The organism is Denitrificimonas caeni (assembly GCF_905120345.1).
Taxonomy (GTDB): domain Bacteria; phylum Pseudomonadota; class Gammaproteobacteria; order Pseudomonadales; family Pseudomonadaceae; genus Denitrificimonas; species Denitrificimonas caeni_A.
In genome coordinates this window covers 39,489-56,599 of sequence record NZ_CAJHOA010000008.1, presented here as the reverse complement: position 1 = coordinate 56,599, position 17,111 = coordinate 39,489, and the positions used below count along the sequence as shown (strand labels likewise).

At 43.9% G+C, this 17,111-nt stretch carries 12 protein-coding genes; 4 read left to right on the top strand and 8 right to left on the bottom strand.

The window, feature by feature from the left end; genetic code table 11:
* Positions 1 to 3 precede the first annotated feature (3 nt).
* Positions 4 to 1,548 carry a TnsD family Tn7-like transposition protein gene (locus JYJ62_RS13890; RefSeq protein WP_205342828.1) on the top strand — a complete coding sequence of 515 codons (1,545 nt, stop codon included), beginning with the start codon at positions 4 to 6 and terminating at the stop codon, positions 1,546 to 1,548.
* Positions 1,520 to 3,118, top strand: coding sequence for a Tn7-like element transposition protein TnsE (locus tag JYJ62_RS13885; protein ID WP_205342827.1), 1,599 nt, complete (start codon positions 1,520 to 1,522; stop codon positions 3,116 to 3,118). Before JYJ62_RS13890 ends, JYJ62_RS13885 begins: the two co-directional genes overlap by 29 nt.
* 95 nt (positions 3,119 to 3,213) lie before the next feature.
* On the opposite strand, the gene JYJ62_RS13880 is transcribed toward JYJ62_RS13885, so the two are convergent.
* The 7 genes from JYJ62_RS13880 to JYJ62_RS13850 all read right to left on the bottom strand — a co-directional run bounded on the left by JYJ62_RS13880 (position 3,214) and on the right by JYJ62_RS13850 (position 14,367).
* Positions 3,214 to 6,435: a hypothetical protein gene (locus JYJ62_RS13880; protein ID WP_205342826.1), complete on the bottom strand. Its 3,222-nt coding sequence runs from the start codon at positions 6,433 to 6,435 to the stop codon at positions 3,214 to 3,216.
* Between the two features lie 12 nt (positions 6,436 to 6,447).
* Entirely contained in the window at positions 6,448 to 7,281 is an 834-nt protein-coding gene (locus tag JYJ62_RS13875) for an ATP F0F1 synthase synthase (protein WP_205342825.1), read from the bottom strand.
* A gap of 5 nt (positions 7,282 to 7,286) precedes the next feature.
* Positions 7,287 to 7,844, bottom strand: coding sequence for a hypothetical protein (locus JYJ62_RS13870; protein ID WP_232365807.1), 558 nt, complete (start codon positions 7,842 to 7,844; stop codon positions 7,287 to 7,289).
* On the bottom strand, positions 7,841 to 9,076 hold the full coding sequence (locus JYJ62_RS13865; protein ID WP_205342824.1) for a restriction endonuclease subunit S: 1,236 nt from the start codon (positions 9,074 to 9,076) through the stop codon (positions 7,841 to 7,843). The genes JYJ62_RS13870 and JYJ62_RS13865 overlap by 4 nt, the downstream gene beginning before the upstream one ends.
* Positions 9,063 to 10,700: an HsdM family class I SAM-dependent methyltransferase gene (locus tag JYJ62_RS13860; RefSeq protein WP_205342823.1), complete on the bottom strand. Its 1,638-nt coding sequence runs from the start codon at positions 10,698 to 10,700 to the stop codon at positions 9,063 to 9,065. Before JYJ62_RS13860 ends, JYJ62_RS13865 begins: the two co-directional genes overlap by 14 nt.
* A 33-nt stretch (positions 10,701 to 10,733) precedes the next feature.
* The gene (locus tag JYJ62_RS13855; protein ID WP_205342822.1) at positions 10,734 to 13,838 is read right to left on the bottom strand and encodes a type I restriction endonuclease subunit R; all 3,105 of its coding nucleotides are present in this window, start codon (positions 13,836 to 13,838) and stop codon (positions 10,734 to 10,736) included.
* 232 nt (positions 13,839 to 14,070) lie between these two features.
* Complete coding sequence (locus tag JYJ62_RS13850; RefSeq protein WP_205342821.1) at positions 14,071 to 14,367, bottom strand: helix-turn-helix domain-containing protein; 297 nt, start codon at positions 14,365 to 14,367, stop codon at positions 14,071 to 14,073.
* Positions 14,368 to 14,468: 101 nt separating this feature from the next.
* Here JYJ62_RS13850 and JYJ62_RS13845 point away from each other — a divergent pair, with 101 nt between their 5' ends.
* Positions 14,469 to 15,614 (top strand): hypothetical protein, encoded by a 1,146-nt coding sequence (locus tag JYJ62_RS13845; protein ID WP_205342820.1) that lies wholly within the window; start codon positions 14,469 to 14,471, stop codon positions 15,612 to 15,614.
* A 94-nt stretch (positions 15,615 to 15,708) separates the two neighbouring features.
* On the opposite strand, the gene cadR is transcribed toward JYJ62_RS13845, so the two are convergent.
* Entirely contained in the window at positions 15,709 to 16,116 is a 408-nt protein-coding gene (gene cadR, locus JYJ62_RS13840; RefSeq protein ID WP_004364961.1) for a Cd(II)/Pb(II)-responsive transcriptional regulator, read from the bottom strand.
* A 95-nt stretch (positions 16,117 to 16,211) separates the two neighbouring features.
* Between cadR and JYJ62_RS13835 the strand changes: the two genes are divergently transcribed.
* Positions 16,212 to 17,108 (top strand): cation transporter, encoded by an 897-nt coding sequence (locus JYJ62_RS13835; protein ID WP_205342819.1) that lies wholly within the window; start codon positions 16,212 to 16,214, stop codon positions 17,106 to 17,108.
* Positions 17,109 to 17,111: the final 3 nt, after the last annotated feature.

The window sequence follows — 17,111 nt, the reverse complement described above, 5'->3', positions numbered from 1 at the left end:
CTCATGCTGAATTTCCCAGTCCCTTACCCTGAAGAGTTGCTATACAGCACAATAGCGCGATCGGGTGTTCGGCAAGGGCTGATCAGCCCTAAACAATTACTGGATGAGGTATTTGAATCTCGTAATGTTATGGCAACAATTGACCTGCCTAGCAATATCGAAAAAGTTGCACGCTGGCTACCCAGCACGCTCACTCCTGAAGCACTGATTTACAGCCATACATTATTCCCGCTCTATGCTCCATTTGTTCCTGAAGATCGCCGAAAACAGTGTATGCAATGGCTAATTGGCTCTCAAGGGGCATCATACCTTGCTTTAGGTGTTGCCGCATCACGAGTCCAAACACCTCGTTTTGTCCGCTACTGCCCGGGCTGCTTAATTGAACAACGTAACCAATATGGTGAGTATTTTTGGCTCAGAGAATGGCAAGTAGAAGGAATCGATACATGCCCTAAGCATGGCGTATTAATTAATACACGTATTGCTAGGCCGCTTATTGAACGTCACCATTTTATTGCCGCATCTCCAAAGCATTGCTCTCTGACTAAACAGCGCGCTGGCAGCCAAGCCTCACTATGGGTCAATCATCAGGTGCGACAACTACTGCAGTCTCCCGCTCAAACTTCGCCGAGCTTTGAACAGTGGTCAATGTACTATCGCAACCTCGCCAGCAAACTCAATTTAACGTACAGAAAAACACAAATAAATCATCAAGCGGTAAAAGACAAAGTCTTGCAAACTTGGCCAGTGAAATGGCTCAGCAGGCATCAGCTTTTGCCACAAGACTCAAGTACAAATGAGTCTGACTGGCTCAGATGCATCTTTCGTAAGCACCGAAAAAGCTTCAACTATCTCGAGCACATTGTTGTGCATCAAGCTTTACTTGGAAATAACTGGCAAATTACTGAGGTCATTAAAGAAGCCAGCAAATACCCAACAAGCACTAATAAACAACAGCCGGTTCAGGTTAAAACGCCAATCCATATCAATCTGACACTTGATCAAGAAGACTGGCTTAACTTATTAGCATCACATCCACCCAAACAAGCTCGGCAAAATTCAAAAGCCCTATATGCTCGGCTTTATCGTAAGCACCGTGACTGGTTGCTAGATACCAACTATCAACATGCCGCTCCCAAAGAAAAGTCCACCAATATGCGCGTGGACTGGGATAAGCGGGACAGAGAGTATTTGCATGCCTTGCGGCAACTGATAGTTTTTCTGCAGTCTAATTCGCAAGGGCCTCGTCGCTCCAAAGCCTACTTTTTCAACCTATTGGAAAACGCCTCGACAGTTCAGAAGAATATTCACCGAATGCCTTTATCCAATTCATTCCTAGCAGCTCACGTGGAAAGCGTCGCACAGTACCAAATTCGACGCTTGCAAAATGCCCACAACGACCTACTAACCCTATTTGATATGCCACCACGGTGGCGACTGCTGAGAAATGCTACCCTCAGTGATGAGCGGTTAACAGAACAAGCTAGAATTTTTTTAGATACGTTGATGAGTACACCGCATGAAGTTCAAAGGTTTAGAAAAAAATAGTGTTATCAGAGAGATAGGATCTATATTCCGTCACCAAGGCGGCTCAGATTGGCATATTAATGTCAAACTAGCGCCTAACCAAAAGAAGTATTATTTCGGTTTCTCACAAGTACCAGTATTAGCAAGGCGTCGAGTACTCAAGGCAACCGAGGAATCACTGCCAGCCGGGTTTAAGAGCAGTGTTACCGTAGTGAATACACGTTTTTGGGAGGCTGAGCGGATCAAAGCATGCCCTATTCCTGCGGTAAATCGCCAAGGAGACTCTAAACAATGGTGCTTTGTATTTGACTTCAATGGCACTCGATACTTTCTGCCGCAAATTGAGCTGGCTCGGGTACTTTTTTTGCATACGGCCTACCTTGCCCGTCTATCGCTCACCCACAATGGCCTATCCCAAGAGTTCGATGTCCAGCAGGAAAGTGAACTAAATAAAGTCTGGATTAATATATTACCAACCTCTAGCTTGCCACTGAACTCCCGACGAGATGATGCGCTCCGGCAAAGGCTCGCGTGGATTCTATTAGACGAGGATGCACGGCATTCATTTGAGAGTATTGCTACTTATCAGCTCAAAAATGGTTATGACAGTGATAAATATAGACTATGGGATTTTCAATTTGACCCGCCAGCGTTAGCAGGCGCTGAGCTAGCACTTCGTGGTCACTATGAGTCAGAATTAAATGCGTTCTTTGTTTATGAAATAGATGGCATCTCTAAGCTGCCTTCTAGCTGTCCTGAACACGTAGACATTGTTGACCCTAGATACGCAGCTGGACAGCCAGGGCAAGGCCGCTCAGGGCAAGCCAGATCCAACACAGGGGCAGAACTAACGATTGATGACGATGAAGAGCCAAACACTGACCTTGAAGAATTACAAATTGATGCACCTGCAGTGATATTTGAGTTTGCGCAGTCATTTAAAACAACACGTATCAGAGCAGGAAAAACCCGAGCAGGAGGCCATGGAACAAAAGAAGTCCAAACGGAGCCACTTGAAAAAAATAGCCTAGAAGTAAGCACCGATGAATCGAGTATTCACGGGACTCTATCGCCTGCAGACTACAACGCAACTAGCGAAAAAAATGATAACGCCGATATTTATACTGACAAATTTAAAGCTTTTGATGCGATGGTTCAGCAGTTAGTAAGCACACCTGATTGCACTCATATACATCGTGAAATTCGTAAGCTGCCAACTATTTATGGCTATTCTAAAAACCTACGTAGAGACGGCAGTCCACGCTATCTTGCATGGCACGTGATTAAGAAAAGTAATCACTTTTACTCTCTAGTTGAGGTTGATACGACTGACAACCCAAGCAGCTTATCGACTCTGTTACTAAAACAAAAGTATGGTTCATTTAGCTGGAGTCAATATATTAGAGAGCTGGAAATACAGCTAATCAAGCACTCGCTGGTGTGGCCAACCAGTTTTCTAACACGAACAATAGACAATAATTACAAACGCATTTCACACCCCAAGTCACTCCCTGAAACCCCAGGATTACTGAATCAAGAGTCAATTAGAAAATGGGCAGAGCGAGTAAAGTTAGAAGTATTTTCAGACTAGCTGTACTAACCTTAAAACCCTATCCCATCCAAGCCAAATTTCTTGCAGGGTCGGATTAGCGGTTGTTGAGTATGTTAATGCTATTTCTTTGACTTCTAACTAGGCGGAAGTTTCTTCCTGTTATCCAGCAGTCTAAACCCTTCAGGCACTGGCTTGAACTTATCGCCCTCTTCAGGCCAACGCTTGGCTCTGCTCTGGAAGGCTCTCAGTGCAGCAATATCAAGTGTGGCAGCCACCACAAAATCATTGTCACCACCACGCAAACGCGCAATATCTCTCAGGTACGATTCTTTGGCTGGAGAGCGCACCCTACTATCACCGTACTTACGATTATTAACCAGAATGGTGTAAGCATGAACATCCAGCGCGGCTGATTCAATTAGTGAGGCAAAGGTATCCAGATCTCTATTCCAGCTCAGCACCATCAAGGCATCTACAGCACCTTGGAAACGTATTCTCGCTTTACTGTTTTGAAGCTCTGAGCAAACCATAACACCAAAATTGATGCCGTTATGCACGTAAACAGGCTTAGTATACTTTTTTGATCTGGCATCTTTCTCAGCTATCGACCATTCCTTTCCAAATTTTGCTGTGAGTTCTTTATCTTCACCTACAGCTGGCTCTAACTTTGGTTGCCAGATTTTGACAAAGGTTGGATAGCCGAGTCTATTATCTGCTAGTACTAAAACAGCTTCGCTAAGGATTTTATTGCCAGAACTGTGCCGGTATTCTGTTCCTGCAATTAAACTAATCCCCGCAGCGCTAAGCCTGGCAGCAATACTATTAAGCCAGCGCAGCGGTATCGACAGCTCTGGAAATAGCACATAATCCGGCCTTGGCTTCAGTTTCAAGGTGTCGTTAACCAGATTGGATATTTTCTGATAACGTTTGCGAGTTAAATTTGGTTGTCCGCATGCAGTAGCTGCCCAATCGCTATCTTCGGTGCGAAGATTAGTCAAAGCGATCACTACTTTATCTTTGTGGCCAGTTCCAATACTCAGGTGTTTCTTACTATAAGCAGTTGGTTTGTCATTCGCATCTTGTTCAGTAGCAAGCAGTGTTGGTTTTATCCAAACCCCACGTAGTGCTTGGGTATACTTTGCCCAAATTACTGGTGGTCCATAAATCGGTACTTTGCCAGATGCCGATGGCAATCCCACGCACTCAGGTGCAAGTTCCGATATTTCAGCAGGGCTTAATGGTCTGGTCGGAAAAAGATAAGGTAGGTAGCTGTCATTCTTCCGTGAACCTTTCACTACCTTACCCAACCGGGTATTGCGGGTAGAGCTAATAAATTGTTCAAAGGTACCAGCATCTAACAAGCCGGAACTTCCAAGCAGCTTTAATATTTGATTCTCTTTCTTGGTATCACGCTTACCAACCAATTCTTCTGCTGACCGGCTCTTGACTATGTGTTTATAAGGCTCTTTTGCAAGATCAGATAAGGCGACAAGAGGTGCCTTAGTCTCAAAATCCGCCACATCAAAACGCAGCTGAAGTAGCGATTCAAAGTCAGTCAAGTTAGCCACAATTTGCTTAAGAAAAAGGTCTGCAAGTCGCTTCTTCTTTGTTGGTCTCTCACCCAGAAACAACTTATCTGGGTCGTAAAATCGAGTCGCGGCATCAATAAACAACCAGGTTAGAGTACCCTTGATATAACTCCAAAAATCTTTTGAAACTTTAGCCTCACCCCCATTAATTATGATCTTTTTACCCTTGCCAACTTCAGCGATCAAAGTATCAATAGCCTGATAGGACTTGACTGCGATTCGCTCAGCCTGCTCCCATTCGTTCATGCTGATCGCAAAACCAAGCAATCGTGGCAGGTAGCTAAAGTGCGCAAACAAGTTATCTGCTCGTAATATATGGTTGTGCGCAAATTGATAAAATTCCTCGCGCTGTTCTTTCCACTGGTTAGGCGGTAAATCTCGTGCGAGGGTTTCCACGTGTCTAAGCTGAAGTGACCATCCAAGGCGACGAATTGTAAGACCGTCCGCTCTTCGTAACGTATCGGCACTCTCGCCGACACTGCCTGCAGCAGATAGCACCTTTGCTGCTGTCGAATGCTCTAGCTGGTCAGGTGATGGCATGAGTCGATGCTCGCTGGAAAGCTCATAAATCTCTTTTTCAATGCTATCCAATAGATCAAGACCAGCTCTACCTTGGAGAATAAACAACTTCTGCTTGTCTGACTGAAGATAGATTTTTGTATCGCCCTGAATATCCTCCCCTTGGTGGATCTCCCATACTTGAGGATCTGAAGCATCTTGAACAATGCATTCTTTACCCATCCTCGCTTGAAGCAGTTGCATCAAGTCTAGGTTGTTACTAATGGCTCCTGTATCACGCAATACAATGAACATGTCATCGACATAACGGCCATAGTGAATGGGAGATAGTTGCTCTAAAACTTGTTTGTCCCATTTATGGAGCAAAGCGTTAGAAATGATTCGGCTGCACGTTAAGCCAATAACCAAGCCACCGCTAATATTCGATTTTGTGCCAGCTACTTTTTTGCCAAATCTGGTTGCACCATCAGCCCATTGTTTTAATAGATGTGCTAACTGAGAAGTAAATTCAAGCTCTGAATCGCTAAGTTCTAGTTCAAGCGTAGCAAGTAAAGCGTCTCCTGCTACCGCTGTTGGATCTATAAAGTGATAGTAACTTTTAAGATCCAGTGAAACGGCAATAATGTCACGGTCTTTCTCCAGCTCATCACGTATGGCTTGTAAACCATCATTACGCCACCGCTGATATGGCTGGAAGTAAGGAACAAAGGAGCCAATTGAGCTGATATGAAATGGCTCATCATCCTCTGTACTGAATAGTTCTTCATTTCTAATACGCTTTAGCCTGGCGCCGTAACAACTCTTGTCTAGCTTTGCGTCGAATTTATGGCCAATCATGTTGATCCAAAGAGCGGATACGACATGACTATCTACCGGGAAGTCGCCAACAATTCTGAATTCAGGTGTGATATTGAAATTTTTGAAAAGATCCTCAACCGCTCGCTCTGGCTTAGAAAAATGAACGTGGCCATTATCTGCGCTACTAGACTTCTTTTTTGTAGATAGCTTCTTGGGTAGCAGGCGATAATCACCCAATAAAGCAGTATTTTCTTTAAAACCAGAATCGCTCTTCAGGCTGTTTAATAGCAGCTGTAGGTTGGTTAATAGATCTTGCTCGTACTCCGCAAACTTGATGGCAGTGGGGAAGGTGTTTTCAAAGAAACAGTCTGCTTTTGCCTTGCGATAGGCTATAAGGAGATCTTCGATGGCAAGCGAGTCCCATCCTTCAAACTTTGCTTTGTATGACATATGTGTTCCCTTCTAACTCAAAGCCTGAATAGAGTTTGCAAGCCTTCTCTCTTGCCCAAACAGCGTTGTATAAAAACGCTGCTCAATTCCGTAAAGAAGGAGCTTCAGCTCATCGTCTGTTGATATCTCAAACTTATTGGTTGCCTGATCGAATTTAAGCTTCTGATCGCAGTAATCGCCAATATAAGCAAGAACGCCGATCTTATCCTGATCTGACATTTTGGCTAGAGAGTCAATTGCTAAAGCGATACGCTGCCGATTTGGCTTTGAGACTTGGCTAGCGTCATAGTTGTTTTTCAGGTCAATAAATTCTGACTGCAAGAAGGCTTCTGTTTCCGGTTGCGTAGCAGCACGGTAAAGAGTGTCAATACCTTTAAAAATACTAGAAATGGTAGCTAAGTTGCGAAAAACCAGCGTATCTGACTTTTTGAAATATAGGGCATCAGGCTGATCATTAATCACGAGGCGATTGCTACCTTCCTCGATTGCTGCAGCCTCTCCAAACCCGATAATCTTCTTCTTGATAAAAAGAGATGGGGTGACTTTCTGGAAGAAAAAATTGTCACTCTGAATAGCGAAAATATAGGCAATATTAATGAATTGCTCTTTTTTCAGGTCATCATAATCTTTTGAATCAAAGTTGCTTTTTAGCAAATCAATACAAAACGACTGCTGGCTAAACTGCTCTATCTTGAACCATGAGTCCTCATCCAGATTGTGATCGGGCGAATAAGGAACGCAGGCTGCCAATGTGACGATTGTGCTCTCATATAGGGTGTGATCAGACACTAACTTGAAGAAAGGCTTCTTGATAAGCCGTTTTACCCTAGCAAAAACATTATCCAAGTCTATTAGCCTCGTTCAATAAATGTGTAGTTGTTAATGCGAAAAGCTGTAGAAATGACTACTTCATCTGGCTTTTTGTATTTGTGGCGACTGATCAAAAAAATGGCTGTGCCATTTCTTGTGGTGATATTGTAGAACTCGTAGCCGAAGATCAAAAATAGCGGATTGAAGTACAGCGCTTGTGACAGAAACGTAAACGCAAAGAGTATGGCATAGACAAACGCCAAGGTTTCCCAGTTGCCGATACTGAGTGCAACAAAGAAGTAACCTAGATAGCTGGGCAAAAAGCTATTGTTCGCATGTTCTATACTGGCTACTTCGCCCTGTTTGAAGGCATCCCGACCCAGCCGTGAACTTAATAAAATACTTAAGCCAGTGGAGAGTAATGGCACCAAAATATACAGTCCATATGATATCGCGTTCGGTAATGTACTCAGCCAGCCCAAGTAACCCACATCCGCCAGAAAACAGCCCAACGTATAGCCTTTCTGCACCAGAAAAATAATGACCAAAAGTGATGTAGCATTAAACGTTAGTAATAGCCGGAATGCGATATTGATCATACCACTGTCACTTGGCCATTCATTAACATGGGGATGAGCCAGTCGCGGAGTTTAGCTAACTGCTGTGATTCTTTATTTCTAATAACTATTTTCTCCAGTGTTGGGCTTAACATTAGATCTAATTTTTCTATTAGTTTTTTGGGCGGAAGTGGAATGCGGCTTTGTTCAAGATGCTCTCTTGTAATATGCCCCATGGTTGTTTTTCTCAATTCGGCAACCATTTTAAAATACTCTAAATATCCCAATACTTTGAAATAGAAAAAAGATTTTGGATAATCTGAAGAATCAACTTTAAAAATATGCTGATTTAAAGCACCAATGCCACCTGCCCATATTTTTACATCTAATGTTGCTGACCAAGAAAAAAGAATATCGCCATCCTGAATTACCAAGTCTTCTGGTATGTCTGCTACGACAATATCTGAGTTCTCATCTAATCCTGAGCTAAATTCTCTGATCTTTATTACTTTATAAACGCCGATTTCGTCATCTTTCGGAAAATATCTCTGGCAGGCAATACCATTTTTAAATGATGCAATATCAACAAGTGATGCAACACTCCACCTCTCGGGGACTTCCCGTTTTAGGGCTGGGTTGTAGACCATTTTGCCGCCAGAAGATTTGTAGGGTTTGCCGTTGGCGTCGGGGAAGTCGAACTGTACAAACCAGTAGTCGTAGAGGGTTTTAGCCATGGCTTCGAGTTCGGCGTTGATGCGGTTATTTAGTTCTAGTTTTTTGTCAATTGAAGCTAGTAAATTTACAACTTTATTTTGTGTACTTTTTTCTACTGGTAAGTTAATCTTTATATCCGAGAAGATCGTTTTATTTAGTATTGGTGTTCTAGTAACACTTGCCTGACTAAATAGAAAATCTTTCTTGGTTTTTAACCAATAATAAATATAGAGAGGGTTATACTTTACCTTAACATTGGTGATAGCGTTAATTTGCTGATTGGTAGCACACCGTCCTTCAACAATCCCAACATTTCCCATATCCCATCCAATACAGCCTACAAGAATACTTAGTCCATTCAAGCTATTGCTTTTGATTGAAGCTAACCCTTTATGTGAAATCATCCTTTCAGACTTACTTATGAAGAAGTGTTTATGGAGATCTGTCGGTCCGATAAACATATAGTCGTTGCCAAAGTTATCGGCGTCTTCTGTTTTTGGTGTTTTTCCTGTAACGACTTTACCTAGGTCACCTATACGTACAGATTCAAACCTGATCATACTGCAAGCCCGCCAACTGTTTTTTAATCTCAATTTCTAACTCACCAGATTGACTAAATAAATCATCCAAATTACTGGTAAAACCTTGCATCTTTTCAGCAAACTGATCTGGCGTAATATCCACGTATTCAATTTTCACATCAAAATACTGGCCTGCACTTAGGCTGTAATTTTTAGCTTCAATCTCGTCATAACTAACGACTACCGACAAATCTTCTACCGTTTCTTTGCCATTAAATACATCAATAATTTGCTGTTCTTCTTCGGGCGTGAGTACGGTTTTTTGGTTTTTGCCGTCTTTGATTTTTTCGCCTAAACTCGAGGCATCAATTAAGACCACATCGCCATCGTTGCTGTCGTCAATAAACAAGATAGAAACGTTAGTGCCCGTGGTGGCAAAGATATTGGAGGGCATAGAAATTACACCAGCTAGCATTTTTCTATCAATTAACTCTTTGCGTATTTTTAGATCAATACCAGATTTTGTGATAGAGCCTGTTGGAACAACTACTGCTGCTTTACCGCCAGGTTTTAAAGAGTAAATAATGTGCTGCAGAAATAACTGATAAATAGACATACCAGCTTTGTTCTTTTTAGGCACGTTAGGTAAACCTGCAAAGAAGCGTTCTTTGTTTTCTTTGCTGTCCAGATCATCCCTAAAATCGCTAAAATCGAGGTTAAAGGGCGGATTAGAAACAATATAGTCAAAGCGCTTTAGCTCTTTACCATCTTTGTGGTAAGGGTACTGAATCGTATTACCCTGAATTACGTTCGGAATAGAATGCACTAAGTTGTTCAAAATCAAGTTAAGGCGCAGCAGATTTGAGGATTTTTGCGAAATATCCTGCGTATAAATACTGCAACGATTTTCACCGATGGCGTGGGCCACGTTCATGAGTAACGTGCCTGAGCCGGCTGATGGGTCGTAACAGCTTACGTTTTTTACTTTGCCACGCTGGGCTTGTGGTACCAAAATTTCCGCCATAATGCGTGCCACGGCGTGAGGGGTAAAATACTCGGCGTATTTGCCGCCTGAGTTGCTGTTGTAGTCTTTAATCAAGTACTCAAAGATAGTGGAGTAGAAGTCGAATTTTTGAGTAAAAATGCGCTCGAAGCTAAATTCCACCAGTTTGTTGATAATAGCGCGGCAGAAGTCGTCGCGTTTGGATTCATCGGCGATATATTCACTCAAACGATCAAACAGTACTATTTTAGCACCCCCGTCGGTTTTTACAGCGAACACATCATTATTTGTCAGGGCGATATCGCGCAAGGTGTCATCGAACAGCTTGGCAAAATCTGCTGCGTTCTGCTGACTGAATAAATAGCTGATAAAATGCTGCGGCTTTAAACGCGCGGTGTCGCCGCCCATTTGCAATTGCAGCATGTCGAGATCGTCTTCGCTCATGCTAGCAAGTGCTTCTTCCCACTTTTCAACTTGGGCGATGTTTTGGTCAATCTTTTTCGCTTCATACGCGAATTTATCATTCAGGAATTTGTACAAAAAGGTTTGGGTAATGATTTTAAATTCGTTGCCGTCGTTACCTAAGCCATAGTTGGCACAGATGCTTTTTAGGCTATCAATCAACTCTTTGGTTTTTTGTTGAAACTCTTGCTCTACCATTTTCGTTTTTCTTCCTAATGAGTACTGCTGGCATTACCAAGTTTGACTACCAGTATTAAATTCTTTCAGGTATTCGGCGACGACCAAATGGTTGATGTAACGGGAGGCGTCGGCGTTAAGTTGTATATCTTGCTCACCTTTGAAGCGTTTGATAACGAGAGGCATCATTTGACGTTCAAAATAGCCTTCGTTATCGAGTATCTGGCTGTTATTAAGTACTTGCTCATCGGCATCTTGCTTTACCCCCGTAAGGGCTTCAAAAATTTTACGCTCTGACTCGCTGATATCCTTGTTACTGATTTGGCGCTCTTCTAGGCGCTTATGAATACGAGTGTACTTAGGATCGCCTAGATACTTTTGCCGTAGCTGGTTGTTTTGCCGGTTAAGCTCTTTGACACGATCATGAATTTTATTCAGCGAACCTATGTTAGCCACCATGTCTTCTTGGGTCACCTCGCTGAGGTTTTTTTTCTTAAACAGCCTTTCGAGCTCTTCTTTCAGAGTAACGAACTTGGGATCTTGCTGGTCGAAATTGCTAGCTAAAGCTTCGCGGGTTTGGCGTAGAGTATTTTTAAGTTCATCGGCCAGTACGAGCTCTTCTTCGCCAATTTTAACAAACTTGAAAATTACGTCTTCTAATGCACGATTAAGCAAGTTGCTGGTGTCTTGGCCGCTTTCTAAATCTTGCTTGAGATTGAGTAAATCCAGGTGATTACTAGTTTCGCGATAGAGTACGTTGAGCTTGGCAAAATCCAACTCAGCCAAACTCTCATAATCGCCTTGCAAACGAATGAGATTATACAGGCTACGCGCATCCGCTAAGGCTTTTTTCAGTGCCAGCACGGTATCGCGATCTTGTATTTGGCTGATTTGGTTGCAAAACTCTTCCATGTTGTCGGTATTAAAGCGGAACAGCACATCTTTGATATGCTCGATTTCCTGCTTTATCTCATCGGTCGACTTAAACAGGTCTGAGTAGTGCTCCATTTCATCGCCGAGCTCTGCTTGAAGCTCTTCAAAATAGGCTTTGTTGGTTGCGTCAAACTCTTTACGGATATCAGCAAAGTCCACTACATAGCCGTAACGGAAATCTTTATAGGTACGGTTCACTCGCGTTAAGGCTTGCAGTAGGTTGTGCTTGCGAATGACGCGCCCTAGATAAATTTTCTTTAGCCTTGGCGCATCAAACCCAGTGAGCAGCATATTGTAAACAAACAGAAAGTCGATTTTGCCTGCTTTGAAATCTTCTACCCAGTCCTTACGCTCTTCTTTGGTGCCTATGTCATGCAGGATTAACGCCGCATTTTTTACCTTTTGCGCTTGCTTCACCGATTCTGCATAGGTGACCGCTGGAGCTTCGGCAGCCTCTAACACTGTGTTCACTTTTGTAGCTAATACGGGTTTACCAGCGTAAATCGCATTGAAAACATCGAACATTTGCTTAGCTTGATTTGAGCTATCACAAATCACCATACCGCCAATAGTTGCGTCGTTGATAGCTCCACGACTTTTCTCAAAGTCGGTAACGATATAATCAAGCATGGGTTCGACAAAACTAGGATGTGCATAGATGAGCTTGCGATCGACATCACCCATCTTTACTTCTGCTTCTTCCAAGGCTTTTTGTAATTCGATTTTGTATTGGGTAGAAATCTCTTCGCGGATCAAGCGTAAGGTATAACCATCGGCAATGGAGGCGTTGTAGTAGTACTTGTGAATGTAATCACCAAACAAAACCCGTGAGTTGTAATCATCACCTAAAAGCGGCGTACCAGTAAGGCCAATTTTAATGGCATTGGTGTCTGACTGGCTTAAGTTAGCTAAGAAGCTGCCCTTAGGGTTGTAGCTGCGGTGCACTTCATCGAGAAAGTACACGCGCTGGATACTAACGTCGTAATCCCTAGTCGAGACGATATCAGGATCATCCTGAAACTTCTGAATGTTCACAACGGTAATTTCTGGTTTACCAGAATGGTTATGAATAACCTGCGTGGCTTTAATATCGCGCGTAAAGGCTTCACGGGAGTCAACGGTGTGTACGGTCAATCCACGAGCAATAAATTCACGCTGAGCCTGTTGCAGTAAGTCGAGTCGATCGACAATAAAGTAGAATTTTGGAATGACTTGTTGCTTTTGGAAGTAGTCCGTCAGAAATCGGACGTTATAAAAGGCAAGCGCTGTTTTACCACTGCCTTGGGTATGCCAAATAATGCCTTTTTTCACGCCTTCATCTAGTTTTTGTGCAATGGCTTTGGTGGCAAATAACTGCGGGTAACGCATGATGTGCTTTTGCAGACCATCAGATTCAGACACATAAGTCAGTGCGTAGCGTAGAACAAAAGCGAGCCGCTCTCTACTGACCAACGAAGTGCAGATGCGGTTAGTTGGGCGCTCGGGCTGTTTATTCGTTTGGAACTCTGGGTTACTTCTGATCACTTCTAAATTATTGTCTTTTAGAACCCTGAGTTCATCTTCATCAGACACTGGCTTTAACAGCGCGGTGAGGTTGAATACTTCTTCCTCACGGAAGTAGTTAAATACTGGCTTGTGATAAGAGCTGCTGGCGTAGAAAGCACCTTGCACTGGTTCAGGATCACCGTCGTCGTACTCCATATTATTGGAGAAAATCATGAACTGGGTGATGTTGGCAAAGCGCTTGAATTTTGTATTCTGAAAACGCTTATTGATGCGGTCGCGCTCGGCCAATATACCTTCACGATTGTTTGGCTTTTTTACTTCGATAAAAACCAGCGGCATACCGTTGATCAGCAAGGTGATATCTGGGCGAAATTCTTCATCACCATTCTGGCAGGTAAGCTCAGTCACTACGTGAAAGCTATTGTTGTTGAAGTTCTCGAAATCAATCAACTTGGTATTGGAACGGTCGCTTAGTCTTTCAAAGAAGGCACGCCCAAGGTCTTCGTTGTCGAGCAGCAGCTTCACATCTTCCAACAAACGACCAACGTCAGCGCCTTCTATACCCGGATTAATTTTACTAATAGCTGCTTTAAATAACTGTGGAAAAATATTGGTGTCAATGTCCCAAGTTTGCCCTTTAAGCGATAAATACTGATAGCCTAAGCGCATTAGGTGCAGTATTGCGGGTATTTTAACGCGAGAATCTTCGTTGAACTTCATAACAGTCCCTTGTAATCATTTTAATTGGTAGCACGCTCAAGCACATTACTCAGCGAACTGGGTGCGAGCGGTGCATGCTGTATCCAAGATGGTACTTAAAAAAATACGTGCTTTTTAACAAGTATATAAGTGTGATGGTAAGTGATTTATCACCGCTTACAGCCAGTCTTGCAGCTGTTGATTACCCTACCAAGATTCTGACTCTTCTCAACATATTTAAGTTGAAAAGAAATTATTTTGGTTTATTTAAAGCTAAATAACCTAGGCGTTCTGTGTACAGAACCCCCTCTGCCGGTTCACTAGCGACAGCATCTTTGTTTACTTCGGGTAAGAGCGCATGAGGGTCACACGCAAGCACATCAGCAATAACGTAAAGCTTCTGTATCGTAATATTCACCTCCCCACGCTCAATGCGCCCCATATAGCTGCGATCAATACTGCATGCAAGGGCTAAAGCATCTTGAGATAAATTACGGGCCTTCCGCTCTATACGAATTCTTGCCCCTATAGCTTTTGCTAACTGTTGCATGAGCGCCTCCTCTGAAAGTGAAGGCGCAATAGTCAGTATTTGCGGATGCACAAGCCACGGACTATAATCCGCATCTATTTATCATAGTCGCGGGTATTCAAATGCAGTTGGAAATTTTAACCAACGATCAACAATACACCAGTATCTGCGAAGACTACTGGCAACAAGATGAAGATGGTAAGTTCGTTCTAAAAGTGCAAGAAATTGCTGTTAAGCACAAAATTCAAGCACGCATAATCAGTCAGTACGTTAAGCAGCACGCCTACGTCTGGTCAGCGTCAATTTGCTGTAGATATTGTGAAGAACCATATCGCTTTAGCTCTCGAGCCCAATACCAAGAACGTAATCGCTATGCCGGCTCTATATGTCAAAAGTGCTCAGAGGCTGCGCGAAAAAACATTGTGGCTCAGAAGCGAAATTTTCTTCTTCAATTTCGGCAAGCAACAGCCAATAACAAACCTGACTTAGCCACATTTGACCTCAAAAGCAGTATTTATCTATTGACTATCATTCATGCACTGAGCAATGAAGACTTTAGTGCGATTAATCCACTCAGTGATTATCCCGACTACACCCTATCACCTGACCCTATTTTTGATCGATGCATTCTTCAGCACTTGATAGATAAACATTTGCTATTAATTAACTTAGATTCCTCCCCAGAAGCTGTAGAGCTTAACGTAGATGATACAGCTACCATCAATTTAGCCATGTCCAGCTTTGATTTCGCGTTAGACAGACAGGAAATTTACAAATTCATTGATGGTTTTCTAGACATTGAAGCTTTACAAAACATAAGGCACTCACCAGAATTTATTGAGCTATGCAAGCTGATTCAGCTACAAGAGTGCATAGCCTTTCTGATTGTGAAGCTAGAAGAGCACCAGCTCTACTTTTCACCGGGGGAAAAAACTCAGAACACCATCAGGCAATGCCTAGAGTCATTCAGCGTAGCGCAGATTTACAATTTTATTTGGCGTGCAACTCGGGATGCTGCCGCCTATTACATGCGCAGTAATGTTTCTAAAAAACAGGCGGCAAATACAGTAGTGCGATCTATATCACGAAGTCTGGAACAGGCTTTAGCGTATGACTGGGATGTGAAAGCGTTCAGTAGAAATTACGACCTACCCCAGTCGTCGTTGAGTTATGTGATTTTTAATATCATATTGGGCAAGGATGATTGTGGTTTTAAGCAGCCATTACATGAGCTGCTACAAGAAAATGACTCACAGCCAGACAGTTAAAAATAAGGGGTAAGCGGATTAAATGGTTGATCTTACCTTTGCATGAGAGTGAGACAGACCGGCATCTCATCGGATTATCTGGTTGATGCTTCACCTACTGCTGGTGCATGTTTCCTTCGCTAATTCCAGCAAGAACCCCACACGCCTCAACTTCCCGGTCATCGTTGCAACTCGCTCTCAGTGAAACGAGTTGTTTCTCAAGCGCTTGCAGAGCGGTTATCTGCGACCGCACATGAGAGATGTGATCATCGAGCAAGGCGTTGACGGCGGTACAAGGCTGATGAGGGTCGTCCTGATAGCTCTGTAGTTCGTGAATCTCAGCCAGTGACAGGCCCAGGATTCTGCAGCGACGGATGAAGGCCAGCCCCTCACCATGCTTCTCTGTATAGACACGGTAACCGTTGTCCTGCCGATCAGGCGGCGGCAACAAGCCCTGCTGTTCATAGAAGCGGATCGTCTGTGTTTCGACCCCTACCAACTGCGCCAACTGACCAATGCGCATCAGCCTCCTCCCCAACGGATTCTTTACTCTATTGACCTTATAGTAGCTTTATAGTTTTAAATGGTACCACAACATTGTTCAAGTGGAGTCGTATCATGAGCAAATCCTGTGGTGGCGCCTGTGGCGGTGATGCAACGCCCGCAGCGGATACCGATATACAGGCCTCCTCCGAGGCGCCAGGGAGATGGGTCAGTGTTTATGCCGTGCCGAAGATGGACTGTCCATCAGAAGAACGAATGATTCGCCTAGCCCTGAACGGCTTTGAGGAGATTCGGGCGCTGTCCTTCGACTTGTCGAACCGCCGGCTGAAGGTCGTGCATGACGGCGAGGTCGAGCCCGTCACCTCGAAACTGAAGACCTTGGGGCTAGGCGCCTCGCTTCAGGAAACCGTCGCTGCAAATCCGGAGACCATCAAGGCCGCCGAGTTTTCGGCAGCTTCTGCTAAGCAAGAATCCGGGACCCTGCGCTGGTTGCTCGGCATCAATGCACTTCTGTTCGTGGTGGAAATGACTGCCGGTCTGATCGCCCAGTCCACCGGCCTGATTGGAGAATCCCTGGACAATTTTGCCGATGCGGCGGTGTACGGGCTTGCCCTTTATGCGGTTGGACATAGCGTGAAAAGGCAGGTCCGTGTTGCGCACGTTGCTGGTGTGGTCCAACTGGTTTTGGCTGTTGGCGTACTCGTAGAGGTCGTGAGGCGCTTTGTATTCGGTAGTGAGCCTGAATCGCTGGTGATGATGGCTATCGCATTCGTCGCATTGATTGCCAATACCAGTTGTCTGCTGCTCATATCCAAACATCGGGAAGGCGGGGCGCACATGAAGGCAAGCTGGATATTCTCGGCCAACGACGTGGTGATCAACCTGGGGGTCATCACCGCCGGCGCCCTGGTCGCGTGGACCGGTTCCAATTATCCGGATCTGATTATCGGCACCATCGCGGGGGGCATTGTACTTAACGGTGCCAGACGCATTTTGGCGTTGAAGGGTTAAATA